21 protein-coding genes are annotated in these 23,127 nt (G+C 68.7%); 9 read left to right on the top strand and 12 right to left on the bottom strand.

Annotated features, from left to right (window positions below; all coding sequences use genetic code 11):
• Positions 1-20: 20 nt before the first annotated feature.
• On the bottom strand, positions 21-884 hold the full coding sequence (locus tag ACIQPT_RS12355; protein WP_401155239.1) for an alpha/beta fold hydrolase: 864 nt from the start codon (positions 882-884) through the stop codon (positions 21-23).
• A gap of 54 nt (positions 885-938) precedes the next feature.
• On the opposite strand from ACIQPT_RS12355, the gene ACIQPT_RS12350 reads away from it, so the two are divergent.
• Entirely contained in the window at positions 939-1,571 is a 633-nt protein-coding gene (locus ACIQPT_RS12350; RefSeq protein WP_401155561.1) for a TetR/AcrR family transcriptional regulator, read from the top strand.
• A 17-nt stretch (positions 1,572-1,588) separates the two neighbouring features.
• Here the strand turns inward: ACIQPT_RS12350 and ACIQPT_RS12345 are convergent, their stop codons facing one another.
• Positions 1,589-2,179 carry an exonuclease domain-containing protein gene (locus ACIQPT_RS12345; protein WP_401155237.1) on the bottom strand — a complete coding sequence of 197 codons (591 nt, stop codon included), beginning with the start codon at positions 2,177-2,179 and terminating at the stop codon, positions 1,589-1,591.
• A gap of 66 nt (positions 2,180-2,245) precedes the next feature.
• Positions 2,246-2,713, bottom strand: a complete 468-nt coding sequence (locus tag ACIQPT_RS12340) for a hypothetical protein (protein WP_401155235.1) — start codon at positions 2,711-2,713, stop codon at positions 2,246-2,248.
• A 322-nt stretch (positions 2,714-3,035) separates the two neighbouring features.
• Here ACIQPT_RS12340 and ACIQPT_RS12335 point away from each other — a divergent pair, with 322 nt between their 5' ends.
• Both ACIQPT_RS12335 and ACIQPT_RS12330 read left to right on the top strand, forming a co-directional pair.
• On the top strand, positions 3,036-5,192 hold the full coding sequence (locus tag ACIQPT_RS12335) for a hypothetical protein (protein WP_401155234.1): 2,157 nt from the start codon (positions 3,036-3,038) through the stop codon (positions 5,190-5,192).
• Complete coding sequence (locus tag ACIQPT_RS12330) at positions 5,189-5,737, top strand: hypothetical protein (RefSeq protein WP_401155233.1); 549 nt, start codon at positions 5,189-5,191, stop codon at positions 5,735-5,737. Before ACIQPT_RS12335 ends, ACIQPT_RS12330 begins: the two co-directional genes overlap by 4 nt.
• A gap of 87 nt (positions 5,738-5,824) precedes the next feature.
• Here the strand turns inward: ACIQPT_RS12330 and ACIQPT_RS12325 are convergent, their stop codons facing one another.
• Positions 5,825-7,027, bottom strand: a complete 1,203-nt coding sequence (locus tag ACIQPT_RS12325; protein ID WP_401155232.1) for an MFS transporter — start codon at positions 7,025-7,027, stop codon at positions 5,825-5,827.
• 54 nt (positions 7,028-7,081) lie between these two features.
• Here ACIQPT_RS12325 and ACIQPT_RS12320 point away from each other — a divergent pair, with 54 nt between their 5' ends.
• The 3 genes from ACIQPT_RS12320 (at position 7,082) to ACIQPT_RS12310 (ending at position 9,340) form a co-directional block, all read left to right on the top strand.
• Positions 7,082-7,876: an AraC family transcriptional regulator gene (locus ACIQPT_RS12320; protein WP_401155230.1), complete on the top strand. Its 795-nt coding sequence runs from the start codon at positions 7,082-7,084 to the stop codon at positions 7,874-7,876.
• An 88-nt stretch (positions 7,877-7,964) separates the two neighbouring features.
• Complete coding sequence (locus tag ACIQPT_RS12315) at positions 7,965-8,492, top strand: YbaK/EbsC family protein (RefSeq protein WP_401155229.1); 528 nt, start codon at positions 7,965-7,967, stop codon at positions 8,490-8,492.
• Complete coding sequence (locus ACIQPT_RS12310; protein WP_401155228.1) at positions 8,489-9,340, top strand: EamA family transporter; 852 nt, start codon at positions 8,489-8,491, stop codon at positions 9,338-9,340. The genes ACIQPT_RS12315 and ACIQPT_RS12310 overlap by 4 nt, the downstream gene beginning before the upstream one ends.
• Before the next feature lie 90 nt (positions 9,341-9,430).
• Here the strand turns inward: ACIQPT_RS12310 and ACIQPT_RS12305 are convergent, their stop codons facing one another.
• The 3 genes from ACIQPT_RS12305 to ACIQPT_RS12295 all read right to left on the bottom strand — a co-directional run bounded on the left by ACIQPT_RS12305 (position 9,431) and on the right by ACIQPT_RS12295 (position 12,468).
• Complete coding sequence (locus ACIQPT_RS12305; RefSeq protein ID WP_401155226.1) at positions 9,431-10,981, bottom strand: alanine/glycine:cation symporter family protein; 1,551 nt, start codon at positions 10,979-10,981, stop codon at positions 9,431-9,433.
• 399 nt (positions 10,982-11,380) lie between these two features.
• Complete coding sequence (locus tag ACIQPT_RS12300) at positions 11,381-11,593, bottom strand: DUF397 domain-containing protein (RefSeq protein WP_401155225.1); 213 nt, start codon at positions 11,591-11,593, stop codon at positions 11,381-11,383.
• Complete coding sequence (locus ACIQPT_RS12295; RefSeq protein WP_401155224.1) at positions 11,590-12,468, bottom strand: helix-turn-helix domain-containing protein; 879 nt, start codon at positions 12,466-12,468, stop codon at positions 11,590-11,592. Before ACIQPT_RS12295 ends, ACIQPT_RS12300 begins: the two co-directional genes overlap by 4 nt.
• Positions 12,469-12,632: 164 nt before the next feature.
• On the opposite strand from ACIQPT_RS12295, the gene ACIQPT_RS12290 reads away from it, so the two are divergent.
• A complete protein-coding gene (locus tag ACIQPT_RS12290) occupies positions 12,633-13,073 on the top strand; it encodes an ATP-binding protein (protein ID WP_401155222.1) in 441 nt (146 codons plus the stop codon).
• Between the two features lie 136 nt (positions 13,074-13,209).
• Here the strand turns inward: ACIQPT_RS12290 and ACIQPT_RS12285 are convergent, their stop codons facing one another.
• Complete coding sequence (locus tag ACIQPT_RS12285) at positions 13,210-14,853, bottom strand: cation acetate symporter (protein WP_401155220.1); 1,644 nt, start codon at positions 14,851-14,853, stop codon at positions 13,210-13,212.
• Complete coding sequence (locus ACIQPT_RS12280) at positions 14,850-15,215, bottom strand: DUF485 domain-containing protein (protein WP_401155218.1); 366 nt, start codon at positions 15,213-15,215, stop codon at positions 14,850-14,852. The genes ACIQPT_RS12285 and ACIQPT_RS12280 overlap by 4 nt, the downstream gene beginning before the upstream one ends.
• A gap of 346 nt (positions 15,216-15,561) precedes the next feature.
• Here ACIQPT_RS12280 and ACIQPT_RS12275 point away from each other — a divergent pair, with 346 nt between their 5' ends.
• The gene (locus ACIQPT_RS12275; RefSeq protein WP_401155216.1) at positions 15,562-17,100 is read left to right on the top strand and encodes a S8 family peptidase; all 1,539 of its coding nucleotides are present in this window, start codon (positions 15,562-15,564) and stop codon (positions 17,098-17,100) included.
• Between the two features lie 71 nt (positions 17,101-17,171).
• Here ACIQPT_RS12275 and ACIQPT_RS12270 read toward each other — a convergent pair whose 3' ends face one another.
• From ACIQPT_RS12270 to ACIQPT_RS12260, 3 genes are read right to left on the bottom strand one after another with little or no spacing between them, the layout of a single operon-like run.
• On the bottom strand, positions 17,172-18,230 hold the full coding sequence (locus ACIQPT_RS12270) for a zinc-dependent alcohol dehydrogenase family protein (RefSeq protein ID WP_401155214.1): 1,059 nt from the start codon (positions 18,228-18,230) through the stop codon (positions 17,172-17,174).
• Between the two features lie 17 nt (positions 18,231-18,247).
• Positions 18,248-18,940, bottom strand: a complete 693-nt coding sequence (locus ACIQPT_RS12265; protein WP_401155213.1) for a lysoplasmalogenase — start codon at positions 18,938-18,940, stop codon at positions 18,248-18,250.
• On the bottom strand, positions 18,937-19,872 hold the full coding sequence (locus tag ACIQPT_RS12260; protein WP_401155211.1) for a sterol desaturase family protein: 936 nt from the start codon (positions 19,870-19,872) through the stop codon (positions 18,937-18,939). The genes ACIQPT_RS12265 and ACIQPT_RS12260 overlap by 4 nt, the downstream gene beginning before the upstream one ends.
• Positions 19,873-20,021: 149 nt before the next feature.
• Here ACIQPT_RS12260 and ACIQPT_RS12255 point away from each other — a divergent pair, with 149 nt between their 5' ends.
• On the top strand, positions 20,022-23,114 hold the full coding sequence (locus tag ACIQPT_RS12255) for an NACHT domain-containing protein (protein WP_401155210.1): 3,093 nt from the start codon (positions 20,022-20,024) through the stop codon (positions 23,112-23,114).
• Positions 23,115-23,127: the final 13 nt, after the last annotated feature.

The following is a 23,127-nucleotide window of genomic DNA, read 5'->3' as shown; positions in this document are numbered from 1 at the left end:
TCACGCCCGGGAGGACGCCGTCACGCTGCCGCGCCCCGCAGGATGCGGGCGACCACCAACTCCGGATCGTCGGTCGGCAGGGCGTGGCCCGTACCGGGCACGATCTCCGCCTCGGCGGCGGGCATGAGGGCCCTCACCCTCTCGGCGGCCTGGCGGGCGTCGTGCAGTGAGCTCCGCTCCCCCAGCAGGAAGAGCGAGGGGACCCGCACCCGGCGCAACTCCTCGTCGGAGAAGACCCGGGCCGGTGGAAGGGCGCGCCGGAAGCCGACGGAGGCACGTCCCAGCTCCATCAGCTCGGTCTCCAGGATGGCGCTGTTGCCGACCCGGCGGGCGAGCCAGGGCCTCAGTGCGTGGGGCGCCATGCCCGCCAGACCGCCGGCGATGAGCCAGGCGTAGAAGCGGCGGCCGGGGTCCTCGAATCCGGCGGGTTCCACCAGGGTGAGGGCGGCCGTCCGGCCCGGGTGGTGCATCTGATGGCCGAGCGCCAGCCAGCCGCCGTAGGAGCAGCCGACGAGATGGGCGGCGGTGGCCTCCAGCCCGGCGAGTACCTCTTCCAGCCAGCGGGCGCCGTCCTCGGCGCCGGTCAGGGGCGCGCTCTGGACACTGGCGCCCGGCTCGCCGACCGTGTCGACCGCGATCACCGTGTGACGGCGGGCGATCGGCTCGATGTACCGGTGCCACATCAGGGAGTTGCCGTTGGCGCCCGACAGCAGGACGACCGGGTCGGAGCAGGGCGGCCCGGCACGGTGGACGCGGGTGGCGCCGAAGGACGTCGGCAGGTCGAAGGCGTCTCCGGTGCCCGGCCAGAGCCGGCCGAGCAGGCGTCCGTAGACGGCGTGGAAACGCTCGCGGCTCTTGTCGTTCCTGAACTCGCCTATGCTCATGGTACAGACGTATCACGACTTGGTACACGTGTACCACTAGCGGGAGGTCGGACCATCGCCGCGCGCGTCGATCACGAGGAACGCAGAAAACAGATCGCGGAGGCTCTGCTGCGTATCGCCGCCGCCGAGGGGCTTCAGTCGGTGAGCATGCGGGCGGTCGCCGCCGAGGCGGGCGTCTCCCTTCGGCTGGTGCAGTACTACTTCACGACCAAGCAGGCCCTGGTGCTGGACGCCCTCGCCCGGCTCGGCACCCGGTTCCAGGCCCGTATGGACCGATGGGTCCGCGCCGCGGGCTCTCCGCCGCGACCACGCTCCACGGTCACCGCCATCCTCTCCAGCATCCTGCCGACCGACGAGGAGAGCCGTCAGATCACCCGGATCTACGCCGCCTACTACGCGCTCGTCCTCGGTGACCGCTCACTGGAGGAGCACGCCGTCCCCCAACCCGCCCTGCTGGAGGGCTTCCTCGCCGGGCAGCTCCGCCTGGCGCAGGAGGCCGGCACGGTGGGCCCCGGGAAGGATCCCGTCATGGTGGCGGCCGGGCTGCTGGCCATGGTCAACGGCCTCGGCGCGAGCGTGCTGGGCGGCCAGCGCACCGGCGAGGCGGCGTCCGACGTCCTGCACCACCACCTGGACGAGCTGTTCGGCCCCGCCCCACAGCCCCGCCCGCACCCTGCTGCGACGTAAGGCAGGTTGGACACCACCTAAGCCCCGGCCGCCGCCGCCCACTCCCCCCGCCCCGCCAGGTCCAGCACCAGGGCGGCGATGTTCCACGCGTCGTCGTCGCCCCGGTGGTGGCGGCCCTCCAGCGGAAGTCCGGCCACCTCCAACGCCTGAGCCATGCCGGGCCGGCGGCGCAGCCCGTACGAAGCGGTGAAGGCGACCTTGGCGTTCGTGTGCCGCTGACCGAACGGATACTCCACGCCCGTCGCCCGGCACTGGCGGGTGAACTGGTTACGGTCGTAGTCGCCCCAACTCGCCCACGGCAGAAGCCCCGTACGATGCTCGGCGGCCAGCGTCCGGCAGGCCTCGGCGAAGGAGAGGCCGCCGTCCACCTCCGTCTGCGTCAGCCCGGTCAGCTCCGTGCAGAACGGGCTGACCTTCGAGCGCGCGGGCCGGACCAGCAGCCGGTGCTTGGCGAGCCGCTCGCCCGCGCGCAGGTCGACGACGGTGAGCCCGATCTCGATGATCTCGCTCACCTGCCCGGGCGGCGGCTGCCCTTCCCAACAGGTCGCCTCGACATCGACGACGTTCAGCAGATGCTCGCCCTGCTCATCCTGCTCGCCCACGTTCATGGGCCGAGGATAGAAGCACCGCTACCCCCCGGGTCACCGGGATTTCACCACCCGCCGCATCTCCGGTTACGACTGCCGCGCACCGCCGTCATCGAATCGCCCCAGCCGCGCTATACGGGACAGCGGCTGCTCGATCTCGTGATCGACCAGTTGGAAGTCCCGCTTGGCGCCCTGGAAGCCGTCCCGCTCTTTGGTCAGCCGCCTTTGCAGGTTGGCTACCTGCCGCTGCCACTCCTCATGCGCCTCGTCAAGACCGGCTCCGGTCTGCCAACCTTTGAACTCGGCTCCTACGGCGGTGGTCTCTCCGTCAGCGTGGGCCCCAGCTTGTCTGGTCTTGGGCTGCATGGTCTCTCCAAGATGACTTGCCGCCCTGCCCTTCCCCGCCACATTGGTCTTGAGGTCCCCGTCTTCGGAACTCCCACTACCCGGCGTGGCGTTGAGCCTCATATCGCTCTGCCGAGCCAAGAGCGCGGCCTCTTTGTGAGCAGCCCATTCCCTCTCTTTGTGAGCAGCCCATTCCCTGTCGAAGTTCATCGTCCCCCACCGGCAATCTCGAACACCCTCCCAAGATAGCCGACTTGACGGCAGCACGCTGAAACCCACGAGGCCAGAGAAAGGATCAAGCCAACTATGCCCCGCCGCGTCGCGCAGCAACTCCAGACACTAAACTACGCTCGGCGAGTCACAGCGGTCGACGAGAATCAGCACGCAAGCGGTGGGCCGCTCCAGGAGGTCAGTGCGACGCCCCAACAGGGCCTCTGCACCGTGGAGGTCGAGCCCGGAGAGATTCCCTGGCGCATCTCCTGAGGATGTGCCGCCTGGGCCGAGACCCCGCGCACTTCAACTCAGGAGAACGATGCTCAGCTATCAAGATGTGCTTTCTGTCCGGTTGACCCCCTTGATCACAGCAGCGTCGGCCTGGGAAGAAATGGCCGATGGCTTCAACAGGTTGGGGAACTCCTACGAGGACACCGTGCAGCCCGTGGCGAAGAATGGCGCCTGGGTCGGAATAAGCGCGGCAAGCGCAAAGGCCCACTGCTCGACCACGCGCGACCAGTACAAAGCTGCGGGCATTGAAGCACGGGCGATAGGTGGAATCCTCCGCGACATCCACGGACAGTTCGTAGAGCGAATCAATGCGTTGCGTGAGCTGGTCGAGTCTGCCAAGAAGGCAGACATGTACGTCGACCAGTACGGTGGCGCACATTACGACACAGAGCGCGCCAAGTCCTCAAAGAATGGCGTCATCAGCGACGGTGCGCTGCAGATGATTCAGGAAGTTTCCTGGACGACGGCGATAGCCGCAGCGGTCCGGGCTGTGGACGATGCCGACCAAGGCGCGAAACTCGCCCTCCGTGACGCGGCCGGCATCAAGCCCTTCATCGAACGAGCCATTGACCAGGTCACTGGACAAGATCACATGTTCAACGCGAATGCAATTTCCGACATCGAGGTAATCGAAGCCCGAGAAGCTCAGAAGTATGCGGACGAGGTCCTGGATGGAAAAAAGCCGTCAAACCTCGATGAGTGGGAACGACTGCAACGCGACAATGCGGACGATGAAGTTTTCTCCCAGATGATGCTGAACCATCTGGGTCCCGAGAACACCATCAAACTCACCAATCAGCTCAACACACTCGCCTATCACACAGACCACGAGAACAAGAGTCAATACATCGGCGTCCAGCAGGGTTTCGCCAATTCCATTTCCAGCGCAACACAAGACACCAGCTCCAAGTTCTACAAGGACTGGCATGCCGGGATGCAAAAAGCCGGGATGCAAAAATACGAATGGCACGGGGAAAAGATTCGAGGCTACCAGTCCCTCGTCACCCTCATGCAGCACGGAGAGGGATACTCTGACCAGGTTATGCACGACCTCGGCGACGACCTCATCGCCGCCGAGAAATCCGATAAGGACATATGGGACACCTCTCTGGAATTCGCGTGGGGTCGGGATGAATTCTTCGCCAATGACCCCCTGGATGGGCTACTGGGCGTCATGAGCAAGGACCCTGCAGCATCAGCCGCATTTCTTGATCCACAGTCCAGCATTAGCCCGGAGAGCGGAGGAAGCGGATCAGGGAACGACCGAATGAAGTATCTCCTGCGAGACCGCGACTGGTCCGTCATCAACGGAGAATACTTGATGCCGAATCCTCATGATCCATCCGGAGAACGCCTCCCGGCAGATATGGATATTGAGGACATTAACTCACGGCAAGGCCTCGGTGCGGCACTGATTTCCGGGACAACCGGAATCGACCCAAATAATTCAGGCGGCGGATACGTTACCCATTCGGAGGCAAATGACCGGGTATTCAAGGGGGCGCTGGAGAATCTGTCTGCAGAAGGAGACCGCTTCCACTCGAAGCTGCGGACACCGATGGCCATAGCAATGGGCAACTATGGCGATGAAGTTCATGAGACAACAAGTGCGCACAACGACGAAGAGAATCCCCCGCTGGATCGAACTCAAGTCCTTGAAGTGTCGAAGCAGATATCCCGCGACCGCTTCTCCTATCTAACCCTTCAGGACTCAATCAATAGAGAGATAGTTCACGACATTAACACTGGCCGCGAGAATCCGGAGGAAACCTGGCGTCGAGCGGGTCGTACCGTAGGATTCCTGGAAGAGGCACGCTATCAAGGCTTGCAGGTAGACGCCGACGATGCAAAAAGCAAGGCAACCTGGGAGGCGAAGATGGATTACCACACCTGGGGTGGCGTCCTAAACTTTATACCCGAGTTCGGTGATGCCGCTCAACGAGGCGTCGATGCAGTGACGAGCAAGTGGCTCGATGAAGAAACAAAAAGAATAGCTTCAGGAAATGTACGAGAATCCCAGGAGACCAACGAAGTTGAAGAACTTCGCCTTCGCCAGCTAGCAATAACCTGGTCACAGGCCAACCCGCACGCTGCCGAGAGTATCTACGTGGTCACCGACAAAATAGATGACGCTGCCAGCCAGGGAAGCGCAACGGCTCGAGGGCTGGCGGGAAAGGGATCATGATCAAGGGGAAGCGAGCCGTCACCACGGCCGCCGCATTCTTTTTGACTGCGGTCATTACCGGTTGCTCCACAGGAGAACTGTACGGCTACGACACACCACAAGACATCTGCGGAACTGCTGTCGAGCCAGACACCATCAAACCCTTTCTGCCTCCGGGGATGGAACTCAAGAACCTACCGCATCTACCTGGATCCACCACATCGTGGGGATGCAATATAAAAGTCGACAAAAAGCTAATCATGCAGGTGGCGAGCAGCCGGGTCGGCGAAGGAATTGATATACGCGATCTGGCAGAGAACGGCTCTCTCCATCTTAGAAACCCGAAGTCTGCGACTCTTGCGAGAACCTCTCAACTGCAAATCGCAGCAGATGGTGCTCTCATGGAAATCCCGTGCACCGGAAACGGTGAGAGCTACCTGGTCACCAAGGTAGTCATCGGCAGTCCGGAACACCGTGCCAAGAGCACGGAGGACCAGAGCGAGGAGATCACCGCGTTCCTCCGTTCCTATGTCCCGGAACTCGTCAAACAGAAATGCGAGGCCTAGCAACCGCGCCACTCCGTATCCAAAGCGGCGGGGGGGGGGAGCCCCGGGGGGCACCATCCAAAGCGGCGGGGGGGGTAGCCCCGGGGGTCACCCGGGTTTCGCGGCCCCTCCCCCGGAAGGCGCGACGGCGGCGACCCCGGGCAACTCGGCCCGTGGCACCCCCGGTTCGGGCAGCCCCCGGAAGAACAGCCAGCTCAGCAGCGGCATCAGAACCAGCGGCGCCAGGGCCGTCCGCAGGGACGTGGCGTCGGCGAGGCGTCCGATGGCGGGGCTGGCCAGGCCGCCGATGCTGACCGTCAGTCCGAGGGTGATCCCGCTCGCGGTGCCGACCCGGGAGGGCAGGTAGTCCTGGCCGAGCGTGACCTGGAGCGAGAAGGGCACGTACAGGCCGGCCGAGGTCAGGGCCACGAACAGGTAGACGGCAGGGCCGGGCACCCACACCACGCCCGCGACCGCCACGGCCGTGATCAGGTACGACCAGCGCGCGATCGCCACCCGGTCCCACCGGGCCGCCAGGGACCCGCCGAGCACCGAGCCGACCGTGCTGCCGAGGTAGAGCACGGTCAGGGCCGCGGTGCCCACGGCCGTACCGCCGCCCAGGCGTTGGCGGACGTAGAGCGCGATGAAGGTGCTCAGGCCGATGAACGCGATCGACCGGAAGACCACGGCCAGGGACAGTTTCACGAAGGAGGCGACGTCGTCGCTCCCGGTCGGCACTGTCGTACCGGGTCCGGCGGCCTGACGCTGCTGGAGTACGCGCACCACGGGCAGGCACAGCGCGGCTCCGGCGAGGGCGGGCAGCACGAGCAGGGGCGTCCAGCGCAGCCCTCCGGCGGTCATCGCGGCGGCGACCATGAGCGGGGCCAGGGCGAAGCCGATCGTGCCGCCCATGGAGAACCAGCCCATGGCCCGGTGGCTGCCCCCGGCGGCGATGCGGGCGACACGGGCGGATTCGGGGTGGTAGGCGGCGACCCCGATCCCCGACAGCGCGACGAACGCCAGAGTGAGCGGGTAGGAGCCGCTCAGGCCGCTCAGCGCGATGCCGACACCGCCGAGGAGCGTGCTGACCGGCAACAGCCACGGCATGGCCCACCGGTCGGTGAGCACCCCGAACACCGGCTGCGCCACGGAGGACAGCAGCGAGGCGGCCAGCACGATGCCCGAGGCGACCGCGAGCGTGTAGGAGCGCTCGGCGATGAAGAACGGCACCAGGGCCGCCACGGAGCCCTGGTAGACGTCGACACAGGCATGGCCCACGGACAGCAGGACGATCGGTGTGTTCCTTCGCATCCCGTCATGGTCCGACCCGGGAGCCCTGTCGCGCTTTCGATAAACTGCCAGGTGATGACGAACATCCGCCACGCTGCCGTACGCGACGCCGCAGCCCACCACGACGCCGTCCGCCACGACCCCGTGGCCCCGACCCGCACCCGGCGACTGGCCCCCGGCGGCTCGATCGACGCCCACCGGCACGACGACCACCAGATCGTCTACGCGGGCCGCGGCGTCCTGACCATCACGACCGACGCGGGATCCTGGGTCGCCCCGGGCACCCGCGCGATCTGGGTCCCCGCCGGCGTCGTGCACGCGCACCGGGCCTACGGCGAACTCGATCTGCACCTGGTCGGGCTGCCCGTCACCGAGAACCCGCTCGGCCTCGACGTACCGACCGTGCTCGCCGTCAGCCCCCTGCTGCGCGAACTGCTCATCGCCTACACCCACGCCGAGGGCGACGGCGAAAGCCCCGAGCGGACCCGGCTGCGCGCGGTGCTCCTCGACCGACTGCGCGCGTCGGACGCCCAGCAGCCGCTGCACCTGCCCACGCCCACCGCGCCCCTGCTCCGCGCCCTGTGCGCCATCCTGCAGGCCGACCCCGGCGACGGCCGTACGCTCGCCGAACTCGGCCGACAGGTCGGGGCCAGCGACCGGACCCTGTCGCGGCTGTTCCGCAGCGACCTCGGCATGACGTTCCCGCAGTGGCGCACCCAGCTCCGACTCCACCACGCCCTGATCCTCCTGACCGAGCGGACGCCGGTGACCTCGGTCGCGCATCAGTGCGGCTGGTCGTCCACCAGCGCCTTCATCGACGTCTTCCGCCGCACCTTCGGCCACACCCCGGGCTCGCATCCGGCAGCGTGAGGGCACGTACGCGCGTCCGCCCGGGGTCTCGCGCCCACTCCCCGGAACCCCCTCGCGTGCATACTGCACGGACCGCTAGCGTGCAGCCATGAGCACATCCGAACCCCCCGAAACCACGCAGCCCGCCCCCGCCGCCCCCGTCTCCCCCGCCCACCCCCGGTTCGCCGAGGCGCTGGCCGAACTGGGCCTCCAGGTCGAGGTGCGCCGCTTCCCGGACGCGACCAGGACCGCCGTCGAGGCCGCGGCGGCGGTCGGCTGCGAGCTGAGCGAGATCGTCAAGTCGCTGGTCTTCACGGCGGACGGCGTGCCGGTACTGGTCCTGATGGACGGCTCCTCCCGGGTGGACGTCGAGCTGGTACGGCGTGAACTGGGCGCGCAGAAGGTCAAGCGGGCGGACGCGGACCTGGTCCGGGAGACGACGGGTTACGCGATCGGAGGCGTACCCCCCTTCGGCCACGCCACCCGGACCCGCGTCCTGGCCGACCGACGCCTCCTGGACCACGCGGTGGTGTGGGCGGCCGCGGGCACCCCGCACACGGTGTTCCCGCTCGACCCGAAAACGCTGATCGCCCACGCGGGCGCGACGGTCGCGGATGTGCGCGAGCCCGCCAAGTGACCCCTCTGGTCGCCCTCGCGGTCCTCATAGCCGCCGTCACGCACGCCAGTTGGAACGCCATCGCCCACGCGATCAAGGATCAGCTGGTCTCCTTCACGCTGATCTCCGGCGGCGGTCTGCTGATCGGCGTGGCGATGGCCCTGTTCGCCCCGTTCCCGGCGGCGGGGGCCTGGCCGTTCCTGGTGACCTCGGCCGTGCTGCACGTGGTGTACATGCTGCTGCTGATGCGTTCGTTCACCCTCGGCGACTTCGGGCAGATGTACCCGATCGCCCGGGGTACGGCCCCGCTGGTGGTGACGGTCCTGGCGGCGGTGTTCGTCGGCGAGCGTCCGAACGGCTGGGCCACGGCGGGCGTCGCGGTGGCCTCGGCCGGGCTGGTCGGGCTGGCCCTGTGGGGCATCCGGGGCTCCGGGAAGCGCCCGCACTGGCCGGCGATCGTGGCGGCCCTCGGCACGGGGCTCGCCATCGCCGGGTACACGACGGTCGACGGCGTCGGGGTCCGCGCCTCGGGCACGCCGCTCGGTTACGTCGCGTGGCTGATGGTCCTGGAGGGCCTGGCGATCCCGGCGTACGCGTACTACCGCCGCCGCTCCGAACTCGCGGCGCAGCTCAGGCCGTTCGTCGTACGGGGCCTGCTCGGCGCGGCCCTCTCGGTGGCCGCGTACGGGCTGGTCCTCTGGGCCCAGACGAAGGCCCCGCTGGCCCCGATCGCGGCGCTGCGCGAGTCGTCGATCATCGTGGGCGCGGCGATCGGCACGCTGTTCTTCAAGGAGCGCTTCGGGGCTCCGAGGATCGCGGCGGCGGGGCTGATGGTGGTCGGCATCGGGCTGATGCTGCGTACGAGCTGACGCCTCGCTGCCCGCACACGGCGTGATGCCCCCCGCCCCTGCGGACAGGCAGGGGCGAGAGGCATCAGCAGGAGGTCGGGCCGGTCGGGCTCAGACGTTCACCTTCTCCGGCTCCCCGCCCTTGTCCCCGTCGGCTCCGTCGGCTCCGTCGATTTCGCCGGCCTTCCGGGCCCGGACGTATTCGAGGAACGAGTTGAGCTCGCGCTTGACGACGGGTGCGAGGAGGTAGAGGCCGATGATGTTGATGACGGCGAGGGAGAAGAGCACCGCGTCGGCCAGGTCGATGAGGGTCTGCAGGGTGAGCAGGGACCCGGCGACGGCGAACAGGGTGTAGAGGGACTTGTAGATGGTCTCGCTGGTGCGGCTGCGGCCGAAGAGGTGCGTCCAGGCCTTGAGGCCGTAGTAGCCCCAGGTGAGCACCGTGGAGATCGCGAAGAGCATCACCGCGATGGTGAGGATGTACGGGAACCAGGGCAGCACGGTCTCGAACGCGTCCGAGGTGATCGTCACGCCGCCGATGGACTCGCCGTCGCGGGCCTCGCCCCAGCTGGTCGGGTTGGCGATGACGATGGTCAGCGCGGTCATGGTGCAGATGATGACGGTGTCGATGAACGGCTCCAGCAGCGCGACCAGACCCTCACTGGCGGGGTGCTTGGTCTTGACCGCGGAGTGGGCGATCGGCGCGGAGCCGATGCCCGCCTCGTTGGAGAACGCGGCACGCTTGAAGCCGATGATCAGTGCGCCGAGGATGCCGCCCGCGACGCCCTCGGGGTTGAACGCGCCCTCGATGATCGTGCCGATCGCGGCGGGCACGGCGGTGACGTTGACGAGGATGACGACGAGGCAGGCGGCGACGTAGATGGCAGCCATCGCCGGCACGAGCCGGCTGGTGACCGAGGCGATGGAGCGGATGCCACCGAGGAGCACGATGCCGACGAGGGCCGCGACGAAGATGCCGAAGAAGAGCGCCCCGCCGGAGGAGCCCATCGCGCCGTCCTCGCCGCCGGTGACGGAGACGAGCTGGGCGTAGGACTGGTTGACCTGGAAGAGGTTGCCACCGAAGAGCCCGAAGAACAGGATCATGATCGAGGCGAGGACGGCGAGGACCTTGCCGAGGCTCTTGCCGTTCTTCCCGAAGCGTTCGGCGAGCCCCTTGGGCAGGTAGTGCATCGGTCCGCCGGAGACGGTGCCGTCGGCGTGGACCTCGCGGTACTTCACACCGAGGGTGACCTCAACGAACTTGGTGGCCATGCCGAGAAGGCCGCAGAGGATCATCCAGAACGTGGCTCCGGCGCCACCGATGGAGACGGCGACGGCCACACCGGCGATGTTGCCGAGGCCGACCGTGCCGGAGACGGCGGCGGTCAGGGCCTGGAAGTGGTTGACCTCGCCCGCCGAGTCCTTGTCGTCGTACTTACCGCGCACCACGTCCACGGCAAGACGGAACTTGCGCACCTGGACGAATCCGAACCATCCGGTGAAGACGATGCCGGCCACCGCGAGCCAAGTGACGATGAGCGGCACCTCCGCCCCGGCGATGGTCACGGAGTAGAAGACGATCCCGCCCAGCCAGTCGGCTATGGGCTCGAAGAATCCGCTGACGGATTCATCGATGTTCTGGGTGATGGAGTCGAGTGTCACGTTGCTACCTCGATGACGCAGGAACGGTGGACCTGTGGGTGCCCTGGGCCGTTCGGTGTGCGGTGGGGGGATGAGCGAACGTCGTTGTCCGGTTTCGGCGACCCGGTGTGTCACGCGGTGCGGTCGACGACGCTGATCACCCTGGCCTGGTTGCCGGATCGGCTCCGGCGCTCCGCTTCGGCGGTCCTGCCGCCTGCGAAGTTGGGCATTTGTACCACGCCGTTTACCGATCCTTTAGTGGCTTGGGTCACATTCTCGGGGATCGGTGGCGAAGTCACTGGATGTGTGACGTCATCGTTATGCGGAGCGGGGGATACGTTTATCGGACACCTATTCCCAGGCGTGTCCCCTCCTGCGGCCCCAGGTGGACGAGGGGCCGTGGGTGCGAGTACCTGGTGGTCAGCGCCCTGCGGCGGCGTACGGGACGAAGCAGGCCCACGCGGCGGGGGCGACGGCGAGACGGGGGCCCTGGACGTTCTTGGAGTCGCGTACGTGGACGGCGTCGGGGGCGGATGCGACCTCGACGCACTCGTTGCTGTTACTGCTGTCGCTGTAGCTGCTCCTGACCCACTCCAGCATGGAAGCGTCCCCGGCAGAGGTCTCGCTGATCATGTCTCTCCCAGTACTTGCTCGATGAAGGCCCGCGACTCCCTCGGGTTGAGAGCCTGCGCCCGCAGGATCCCACACCGCAGCTCGATGATCCGGAGATGCTTCGGGTCGGAGACCGGTCGGCTGCCGAAGTCGCCCTCGGAGCGCCCCACCGCCGAGCCGTCCTTGAACTTGAGCACCTGCATCTCACCGCCCATTCCGGCATGTTCGTCGCGACTGGTCGGCATCACCTGAATCTCAACATGGCGCAGTTCGCTCACTTCCAGGAGCCGTTCCAGCTGCCGACGCCACACCATTTTGCCTCCAAGGTGGCGCCGTAGTGTCACCTCTTCCTGGACAAAGCTGAGCTCTGGGGCGGGCGAGCGGCCGAAGATGGACTGCCGGGCCACGCGAGCAGCCACCAGCCTCTCCACCTCGTCCTGCGAGAACGCGGGCCTCCGCATCCCAAACAGCGCCCGCGCGTACTCCTCGGTCTGCAAGAGGCCATGGATGTTGTGACTGCCGTACGCCGAGAGTTCCACCGCTGCGGCCTCCAGCTTTGCCAACTCCCGGATCTTCCTCGGGTACCGCACCTCCGCCAGGTCGGCCTTCATCGAGGCAAGCTTGCCCTCCGCCCCCAGCGCCAGGTCCACGCCGTCCATGAACTCCGGGCGAGGGATGCGCCGGCCGCCCTCAACCTTGTAGACGAGGTCTTCCCCGTATCCCATCGCAGCCCCGAGCTCGCCCGCCCGCATGCCCGCCGCCTCGCGCCACGCCCTGATCTGGCGGCCCACGGCGGCGACCACCGCCACGCCCGACTCGTCGTCCGGGTCGACCTCCCAGCCGGGCTCGTCCGCCCCGCCGTCCCCGCGCTCCGTATCGTCGCCAACCATGCTCATGCGAGCCCCACTTCCGACGTGCGTGCCGTTCCCACCTCAACGGTGTCCGTTCCCCGTGCGTCACTCCCGACAGCCCGGACAAGGCCGGACAAGCCCCAGACAGTGACCGTACGCAAGGGCTCCGTCACTGTTCACGGTATGCAGACGCGGCCACGCTGAGTGACATGAACCAAGAAATCGTCCGCACCCAACACGCGCCCGCCGAACGGGCGTTCACGGTGCTGCTGTCACCCACCCGCCGAGGGGCCCGGCTCGCCCGACTGCTGACCGCAGCCCATCTCGGGGCATGGGGGCTCCCTGCGGAGGCAGAGGCGGCGGCGCACATCGTCGCCGAGCTGGCGGCGAACGCCATGGTGCACGGACGCGTGAAGGGCCGGGACTTCCAACTCGCCCTCACCGTCCACGGAAGCACGCTACGGATCGAGGTCACGGACACGCGCGGCGACAGCGTTCCGCCCGGGCCGGGGGCCGTCAAGCCGCCCGAGGACGACGCGGAGACCGGGCGGGGCCTGCTCATCGTCGAGGCGCTGGCGGATCACTGGGGCATCGCCCCGGGGCCCGTTCCCCGCAAGACGGTATGGGCGGAAATCAACCTCGTACGGTGACGGCTCCCGCCGGGGCGGGGGGGGGGGGGGGGGCGGCCCCCCCCCCCCCCCCCCCCCCCCCCCCCCCCGCGGGTGGTGGGTGATGCGCCGAAGGGGTCCGTCGGGGAGGAACCGAAGGGGCCCGCTCCGGTGTGTGTCAGTGCGCTCCGACGCCGGTGAGGGACTTGACCTCCAGTTCGGCGTACTTGTCCGTGTCGGGCTTCTCCTTGGAGATCAGCGAGCCGACCCAGCCGAGCAGGAAGCCGAGCGGGATCGAGATCAGGCCGGGGTTCTCCAGCGGGAACCAGGCGAAGTCGACGCCCGGGAACATCGAGGTCGGCTTGGAGGAGACGACCGGCGAGAACAGCACCAGCAGGACGGAGGAGGCGAGGCCTCCGTAGATGGACCAGAGGGCCCCCTGCGTGGTGAAGCGCTTCCAGAAGAGGCTGTAGAGGATCGTCGGCAGGTTGGCGGAGGCGGCGACCGCGAAGGCCAGGGCGACGAGGCCGGCGACGTTCAGGTCGCGGGCGAGTGCGCCGAGCGCGATGGAGACGATGCCGATGGCGACGGTGGCCCAGCGTGCGGCGCGGACCTCTTCCTTCTCGGTGGCCTTCCCCCTGCGGATGACGTTGGCGTAGATGTCGTGCGCGAAGGACGAGGAGGAGGCGAGGGTGAGTCCGGCGACGACGGCCAGGATGGTGGCGAAGGCGACGGCGGAGATCACCGCGAGAAGGATGGCGCCGCCGGTGGATCCGGAGCCGCCGCCGATCTCCAGTGCGGCGAGTGGCGCCGCGGTGTTGCCCGCCTTGTTGGAGGCGATGATGTCGCCGGGCTTGAGGATCGCGGCGGCGCCGAAGCCGAGCACGATCGTCATCAGGTAGAAGGCGCCGATGATGCCGATCGCCCAGTTCACGGACTTACGGGCGGCCTTGGCGGTGGGCACCGTGTAGAAGCGGATCAGGATGTGCGGCAGGCCCGCGGTGCCGAGGACCAGGGCGATGCCGAGCGAGATGAAGTCCAGCTTCGAGATGTTGTCGACGCCGTACTTCAGGCCGGGCTCCAGGAAGGCGGCGCCCTTGCCGCTGTTGCTGGCGGCGGTGCCGAGCAGGTCGGAGATGTTGAAGTTGAACTTCAGCAGGATCAGGAAGGTGATGAGCAGGGTGCCCGCGATGAGCAGGACGGCCTTGACCATCTGCACCCAGGTGGTGCCCTTCATGCCGCCGATGGTGACGTAAAGGATCATGAGCACGCCGACCAGGGCGACGATGAGGATCTTCCCGGCGTCGCTGGTGATGCCGAGGAGCAGCGAGACGAGGACGCCCGCTCCGGCCATCTGGGCCAGCAGGTAGAAGATCGAGACGACGATCGTGGACGTGCCGGCGGCGGTACGGACGGGGCGCTGGCGCATCCGGTAGGCGAGGACGTCGCCCATGGTGTAGCGGCCGGAGTTGCGCAGCGGTTCGGCGACCAGGAGCAGGGCGACGAGCCAGGCGACGAGGAAGCCGATGGAGTACAGGAAGCCGTCGTATCCGAAGAGCGCGATGGCTCCGGCGATGCCGAGGAAGGACGCGGCGGACATGTAGTCGCCGGAGACCGCGAGTCCGTTCTGGAATCCGGTGAACTGGCGGCCGCCCGCGTAGAAGTCGGCGGCGCTCTTGGTCTGGCGGCCCGCCCACACGGTGATGAAGAGGGTCGCCACGACGAAGGCGGCGAACAGCGTGATGATCAGCGGCCGGTGCTCGCTCGCCCCCTCGGTGGCGGCGAGCTGGACGGTGGGATAAAGGGCGTGGGCGGCGCTCATACGTCGGCCTCCATACGGGACTTGATCGCGTCGGCCTTGGGGTCGAGCTTGGTGGCGGCGTGCCGGGAGTAGAGCCAGGCGATGAGGAAGGTGGTGGCGAACTGGGCGAGTCCGAGGACGAGCGCCACATTGATGTTGCCGACGACCTTGGTGGCCATGAATCCGCCCGCGTAGTTGCAGAGCAGGACGTACAGCAGGTACCAGGTCACGAAGGCGATGGTCAGGGGGAAGGCGAAGGAGCGGTGCGAGCGGCGCAGGTCGGCGAAGTCCGGGCTCGCCTGCATCGCGATGAACGCCTCGGTGGTGGGCTGGACGGGTCCGGCGGGCGATGTGCCCTCGGGCGGCGGTGCATCGGTAGCCACGGAATCTCCTCGCGACGCGGGTGCGGTGATCTGGGGGACGGTGGGTGTCATGGGAGGCCTCGTTACCGGCGGGGGACGGTGATGTACCTCCTGGACAACGGCACGGAGGGCGGGACGAAGCGGTTCACCGCGTCTTTCGCGTTCGCGTTCGCCTTGTCGGAGGTGTCGCGGTGCGTCCGGTTGCCCGGAAGCCACCCGTCCACATTCGGCCGGATCGGTCACTCTTCGAACTCACTTGCCCGTAAACGTTGATGCGCCGGGATGATCAGCGATAGCTTCACTCGTCATGTACGCGACCGAACACGCCAGGTGTCCGGTCGTTCGGCACGGATGATGTGGAGAACCCATGGCTCATCTGGCATCGAGACGGACCCGCGCACTCGCGGTGCCCGTCGGTCTCGCGCTGACCGCCTCGCTCGGCTTCCTGCCGACGGCGACAGCCACGGCGGCGCCCACCGGCGAGCAGTCCACCGCGAGCGCCCGGACCGACGGGCCGAAGCTGTCCTACGTGGTCAACACCCGGGGCGGCCACGGCACCGTCAAGGACGTCGAGAAGGCGATCGCCAAGGCGGGCGGCACCGTCGTCGTCGCCTATGAGCAGATCGGCGTCATCGTCGCCCACTCGCAGAACCCGGCCTTCGGCGAAACGATCCGCCGGGCACGCGGTGTGGAGTCGGCGGGCGCCACCCGCACCAACCCGATCGTCCCGCAGGGCACCAAGGACGTCGGCTCGATAGCGCAGCCGCTCACCGCCGAGCAGGCGGCGGCCGCAGCCGCGGAGGCGAAGGCCGGCGAGGACCCGCTGGAGCCCCTCCAGTGGTCGCTGCCCGCGATCAAGGCGGACAAGGCGCACCAGAAGTCGCTGGGCTCGAAGAAGGTGACGGTCGCCGTCATCGACACGGGCGTCGACGACACCCACCCGGACCTGGCCCCGAACTTCGACAGCCGCGCCTCGGTCAACTGCGTCACGGGTGCTCCGGACACCACCGCCGGCTCCTGGCGTCCGGCGGCGGGCGAGAGCGACCACGGCACGCATGTGGCGGGCACCATCGCCGCCGCGAAGAACGGCGTCGGGGTCACCGGTGTCGCCCCGGGCGTGAAGGTGTCGGGCATCAAGGTGTCGAACCCGGACGGGTTCTTCTACACCGAGGCCGTCGTCTGCGGGTTCCTCTGGGCCGCCGAGCGCGGCGTGGACGTGACCAACAACAGCTATTACACCGACCCGTGGCTGTTCAACTGCAAGAACGACCCGGACCAGGGCGCCCTGGTCGACGCCCTGACCCGCGCCGTGAAGTACGCGGAGCGCAAGGGCACGGTCAACGTCGCCGCGGCGGGCAACTCCCGCCAGGACCTGGCGTCCTCCGCGATCGAGGACACGACCAGCCCGAACGACTCCGAGACGGTCACGCGGACGGTCGACCCGAAGCTGTGCCCGGACATCCCGACCATGCTGCCGGGTGTCGTGACGGTCTCCGCGACGGGTGCGAAGGGCCTGAAGTCCTCGTACTCGAACTACGGCAAGGGGATCATCGACGTGGCGGCCCCGGGCGGTGACTCGACGATCTACCAGACCCCCGAGCCGCCGGCCGACAACGGGCTGATCCTGTCGACCCTGCCGGGCGGCAAGTTCGGCTACAAGGCCGGTACGTCGATGGCGTCCCCGCATGTCGCGGGCGTCGTGGCGCTGATCAAGTCCAAGCACCCCTACGCCTCGCCGGCCGCGGTGAAGGCGCTGCTGACGCTGGAGGCGGACGCGAAGGCGTGCGGTGCGCCGTACGACATCGACGGTGACGGAACCGTCGACGCGGTCTGCGAGGGCGGCAAGCTGTACAACGGCTTCTACGGGGCCGGAGTGGTGGACGCGCTGGACGCGGTGCGCTGGTAGGCACCTGACCGAGCGAGCAGCGAGGGCCCGGGGAGGATGTTCTCCCCGGGCCCTCGCCCCGCGTCGGGGCACTACGGCGTGATCAGGACCTTCAGCGCGGTCCGCTCGTCCATCTCCTTGTAGCCGACGGGCACCTCGTCCAGGCCGACGGACCGGTCGAAGACGGGTGACGGGTCGATCGTGCCGTCCAGGATGTCCGGGAGCAGCTCCGGTATGTACGTGCGTACGGGGGCGACGCCGCCGCGCAGGGCGATGTTCCGGCCGAACATCGCACCGAGGTCCACGCCGGTGGCGCTGCCGTGCGGGACGCCCACGTAACCGATGGAGCCGCCGTCGCGGACGATGCCGAGGGCGGTGCGCATCGACTGCTCGGTGCCGACGGCCTCGATGACGCTGTGCGCGCCCTCGCCCCGGGTGAGCTCGCGGACGGCGGCGAGGGCGGCCTCGCCGCGTTCGGCGACGACGTCGGTCGCGCCGAAGCGGCGGGCGATGTCGGTGCGCGCGGTGTGGCGGCCGAGCGCGATGACGCGCTCCGCGCCGAGCCGCTTGGCGGCGAGCACCCCGCACAGGCCGACCGCGCCGTCACCGACGACCGCGACGGTGCTGCCCGGCCCGACCCCCGCGCCGACGGCGGCGTGGTGGCCGGTGCCGAGCACGTCGGAGAGGGCCAGCAGGGCGGTGAGGAGGCGGTCGTCGGACGCGGCGGCGGCCGGGAGCCTGACCAGGGTGCCGTCGGCGTGGGGGACGCGGACGGCCTCGCCCTGACCGCCGTCCGACTGCGCGCCGTCCGGGCCGACCGAACCCCAGAAGCCGCCCTGGGGGCAGGAGGTGGTGAGGCCCTCGGCGCAGTAGGTACAGGTGCCGTCGGACCAGACGAACGGGGCGACGGCCAGATCACCGACGGCGAAACCGCCGACGCCGGACCCCACTTCCTCGACGACGCCGAGGAACTCGTGGCCGATGCGCTGACCGGGCCGCCGGGCCGACTCGCCCCGGTAGGCCCACAGGTCGCTGCCGCAGATGCAGGCCCGCAGGACCCTCAGCACCACGTCGGCGGGGTGCTGGATCCCCGGGTCCGGCACCTCCTCCACCCGGATGTCGTGGGGGGCGTGGATGACGGTGGCGCGCATACGTTCGGGGTCCTTGCCTAACTGCTGGTACCCCGCCCACGGTACGCCCCGGCCGTGAGGACCCCGAGGGTGAGCAGGGCCTGTGCGGCGATGTAGGTGAGCATCACCCAGAAGTCGGGGGCGGGCGCCTGCGGCCAGTCCGCGATGCCGGTGGCGATGAGGGCGTCGGAGAGCAGGAAGAGCGCCCCGCCGGCCGCCGCGTACCGCCCGAGCACGCCCGCCCGCCAGGCCATGGCGGTGAGCAGCAGGCTGTAGCCGGTCAGCGGGATCCGCAGGTCGGCCGGGAGGTCCGGCCAGATCAGCACGAGGAAGACGACGAGGACGAGGACGTATCCGGCCCCCGTGGCCAGCGGTGCGCGGGCCCGGTCGCGCCCTTCGACCCGCCCGAACAGCGTCAGGTAGCAGACATGGCCGACGGCGAAGGAGCCCATGCCGACGAGGAAGGCGAGGTCGTTGTCGGCGAGCAGGAAGACATCGCCGCCCCACCCGAACAGCAGGGCCGCGACGAGCAGTCGGGGTCCGCCGCGCAGTGCCGCGTATCCGGCGAGCAGCGGCATCAGCAGCGGCTTGGCGACCAGATGGACGGTCTCGGCCCCGGCGAGGAGCCCGCCCAGGTCGACGACGGCGGCGAGGAGGAAGGCGAGGAGCACGGGGCGGGCGAAGCGCTCGGCGGCGCCGGTGCGCGCGGGGCGGGAAGCCGTGGCGCTCACAGGGTGCGTTCCGGGGCGGTGGCGGGCGCGGCTGCCTGGGCGGGTACGGAGGCGGCGGCCCGGCCGGGTACGGAAGCCCCCGCTCCCCCTGCCGCCTTCGACGCCGGCTGCCAGCCCGGCCCCCGGAAGACCCGCCCGGCCCGCTCGCTCCAGGTGTCGGCGGCCCGGACGTCCCGGGCGATGGCGGCGTACTCGTGGGTCGCGACGCGCAGCGGGTTGTGGGTGGCGATGTTCTTGGTGAGTCCGTAGACGGGCCGCTCGGTCTCGGCCGCGAAGGACCCGAACATCCGGTCCCAGACGATGAGGATCCCGCCGTAGTTGCGGTCCAGATAGCTGCCCTGCGAGGCGTGGTGGACGCGGTGGTGGGAGGGCGTGTTGAGGACGTACTCGAAGGGGCGCGGGAGCTTGCCGACGCGCTCGGTGTGCACCCAGAACTGGTAGACGAGGTTGGCCGACTGGCAGAACGCGAGCGCCGCGGGGTGCACCCCGCAGGCGATCAGCGGCAGGTAGAAGGGCCAGACGGTCGCGGAGGTCCAGGGCTGGCGCAGCGCGGTGGTGAGGTTGAACTTGCGGCTGGAGTGGTGGACCACATGGCAGGCCCAGAGGATCCGGATGACGTGGTGGCCGCGGTGGGACCAGTAGTAGAAGAAGTCCTGGGCGAGGAGCATCAGCAGGACGGTCCACCACAGCACGGGCACCCGCAGCGGCGTCAGTTCGTAGACCCCCATGTAGATCGCCAGGATGGGGATCTTCCACAGCAGGTCGAAGCCCAGGCTGCCGAGGCCCATGGTGAGGCTGGTGGCGGCGTCCTTGGTCTCGTACCCGGCGGCGTCCTCGTCCGGGTGGAGGCGGTAACTGACCATCTCGATCACGGTGAGCAGCACGAAGGCCGGTATTGACCACAGCACGACATCGGGCAGGTTCGGCTCCATGCGAGCACCGTAGGGCCGCCGGACGGTGAGGGCTAGACGTTGTTACCCACAAGTATGCGAGACCTGCTGTCAGCAGTCTTTGGCACCTTCTGCCAAGAGCCCGCCCGTAGGATCTGCGGGATACGTGTCGCCGAGGGGGAGGAACACGCGTGTCCGGTACAGAAGTTGCGTTGTTACGACAGGCCACCACAGTGGCCGGCGCGGCGGCCAAGGTGTTGCTGACCCCCAGGCCGGGTGCGGGCCTGGTCCCGGACCCGGTCCGTCCGCTCCTCCGGCCCGCGAAGCCGGACCGCTTGGCGAAGGTGCTCGCGGGCCGCATGTCCAAGTCGTACGCGGACCTGCCCGAGCGCGAACGGCTGGCCGCGCTCACCTCCGTACAGGACACGTTCACGGCGGCGGGCGAGCCGGACGCCGGTCGGCTGTTCGCGCTGGAACTGGACCCCGAGCGGCTGCGCGCGGAGCTGTCGGCCCCGGCCGCCGGGCTCTCGGAGCGCGCCGTCGACCTGTACGAGGACCTCCTCGGCCGCTGCTGCGCACACCTGGTGGAGCAGCTTACGGCCCACCCGTCCTTCGCGGCGCGGGCGGCGGTGGAGCAGGTCCGCGCGGCGAGGCGGACGCGGGAGCTGGTGGAGGACGTACGGGACCGGCTCGGGCCGCGCCCGGACGCAGCTGATGTCGCCTTCGAGCGGCGGTATGCGGAGTTCATGGCGGCGGCCAACAGCCGGGTGGAGCTGTTCGGGCTGACGCTGGGGCGGTCGGCGGGCGGGTGGCCGCTGGAGACGGCGTACATCGGTCTTGAGGTCAGCGGGAAGTACGAAGCCGATCGCTACGGCCTCGACCACCCGGTCCGGACCACGATCCGGATCGAGCAGGCCCTCGGCGAACACGAGCGACTGCTGCTGCGCGGTCCGGCCGGTTCCGGCAAGAGCACGCTGGTGCAGTGGCTGGCGCTGAACGCCGCGCGGCAGACGTTCGGCGACGAGCTGGCGGACTGGAACCGGTGCGTCCCCTTCGTTCTGCGGCTGCGCGCCTTCACGGCCCTCGACGCGCTACCCGCCCCGGCGGACTTCCTGCGCACGGCCGGCGTCCCGCTGCACGGCTCGGCCCCGGCGGGGTGGGCGGACCGGCTCCTCAGGGAAGGCCGGGCGCTGGTCCTGGTGGACGGCGTCGACGAGGTGCCGGACCGGCTGCGCAAGCGCACGGAACGCTGGCTGAAGGACCTGATCGCCGCCTATCCCCGGGCCAGGTACGTGGTCACGACCCGCCCGTCGGCGGTGCCGGAGAGCTGGCTGTCCGGCTCCGGCTTCGAGCCGCACACGCTGCTGGCGATGGGCCGCGAAGACATCCGCGCCTTCATCGGGCACTGGCACCGGGCGGCCCGCTCTGAGTGCCGGTCGGACGAGGAACGCGCTGAGCTGGACCGTTACGAGAATGCCCTGCGCCGGGCCGTCAGTACTCGCCGGGACCTGGGGCTGCTCGCGACGAACCCGCTGATGTGCGCCCTACTCTGCGCACTGAACCGGGACCGGCGGATGCAGTTGCCCCGGGCGCGCAAGGAGCTGTACGACGCGGCGCTGGACATGCCGTTGGTGCGGCGCGACACCGAGCGCGAGATCGTCGGGGTGGAGGGCGTCGACCTGACCCGCGAAGAACAGACGGCCCTGCTGCAACGCCTCGCGTACTGGCTGACCCGCAATGGCCTGGCCGAGGCTCGGCAGGACGAGGCGATGGCCTTGATCGCCGACTGGCTGCAGGCCATGTCCCAGATCCGGGGCACTTCCGACCAGGTCTTCGCCCACCTCCTCAACCGCAGCGGCCTCCTCCGCGAACCGACCCCGGGCGCGGTGGGCTTCGTGCACCGCACCTTCCAGGACTACCTGGGCGCGAAGGCGGCGGTGAAGGCCCGTGACTTCGGCGTCCTGGTCCGCCATGCCCACGAGAACCAGTGGGACGACGTGGTGCAGATGGCGGTGGGGCACGCACGGCCGGACGAGCGGGCGTCGCTGCTCACAGCCCTGCTGGAGCGGGCCGACGCGGAGGCGGAGCATGAACACCGGCTGGTTCTGCTTGCGGCGGGGAGTTTGGCTCACACGCCGGAGCTGGATCCGGGGGTGCGGAGGGAAGTGGAGGCGCGGACGGAGAGGCTGTTGCCCCCGGACGGCCAGGAGAGCATCGAAGAACTGGCCAAAGTGGGTGATCTGGCTCTGGAGTTGCTGTCGTCGATGCTGGACGGCCTGAGCGAGCGAGAGTTGGCCGCTGTCGTGCGAACGGCTGCGGCAGTGGGCAGCGAAGCCGCGTACGAGCTGGTGAAGCAGTTCCGGGAGGACAAGCGGTTCCTGGTTATCAACGAAGTGTCGTTGGCCTGGGAACGGTTCGACCACGATCTCTACGCACACGAGATAATGGCAAGCCAAACCTGGGAGACCACCCAAGCGTATGTGAAGTCGGACGGTCAGCTGTCAGCCCTGCACCACATTCCGCGGGTGCACAACGTGAACGTGGCGGGCGACCGCGACGACCTGTCGCCGATCACTTCACGGCCCGATGTACGACGGGTATTCGTCTGGAACAACACGCAGCTTGCCGAAGTTCGGCAGCTCGCCGCCATGCCCGGGCTGCGCGAACTCGGTCTGAGCAGCTGCCCGGAGATCCGGAACATCGAGCTACTTGCCCGCCCCGGACTGGAGCGCCTCTCCCTTATCCAGCTCCATCCGGGCCTCGACCCCGCGCCGCTCGCCGCGATGCCCGACCTCCAGTACCTGACCCTGGGCCACCCCTTCCTCATGGAAAGCATCGGCGAACTGCCGGTGTGTGAGCAGGTGACCCGGCTCGACCTCCTCATGGAGACCCGATACCTGGGCCTGGAGGGCCTGGAGGGCTGGACAAGTCTGCAGGATCTGGCCCTGTACAGCGCGAACCAGTTCCGGCAGCTCGCCCGGACGCCGGTAGTGCCCGGGCTGCGGGAGCTGCTCCTCATCCGGATAGCGGACCTCGATCTGAATCTGACGGGTCCACTGACCGGGCTGCGCATGCTGACACTGACCCAGTGCGAGCTGGCCTCCGAGCTCTCCCCCCTCTCGGAGCTGCCCACCCTGGACATCTTGCGCCTGTCAGGGAAGGACGAGTGCTACGACCTCGCCCCCCTCGCCGCATCCGAGAACCTGACGATCCACCTGACCCACAGCACCCACGTCACCGGCGCCGAACTCTTCCCGCCCGAGCGCATCGTCCGCCTCCCCTGACCCCACCCCCGGG

This window comes from Streptomyces sp. NPDC091289 (genome assembly GCF_044757365.1).
Lineage (GTDB): Bacteria > Actinomycetota > Actinomycetes > Streptomycetales > Streptomycetaceae > Streptomyces.
The sequence above is the reverse complement of the archived record's forward strand: the minus strand, read 5'-3'. Positions and strand labels throughout refer to the sequence as shown.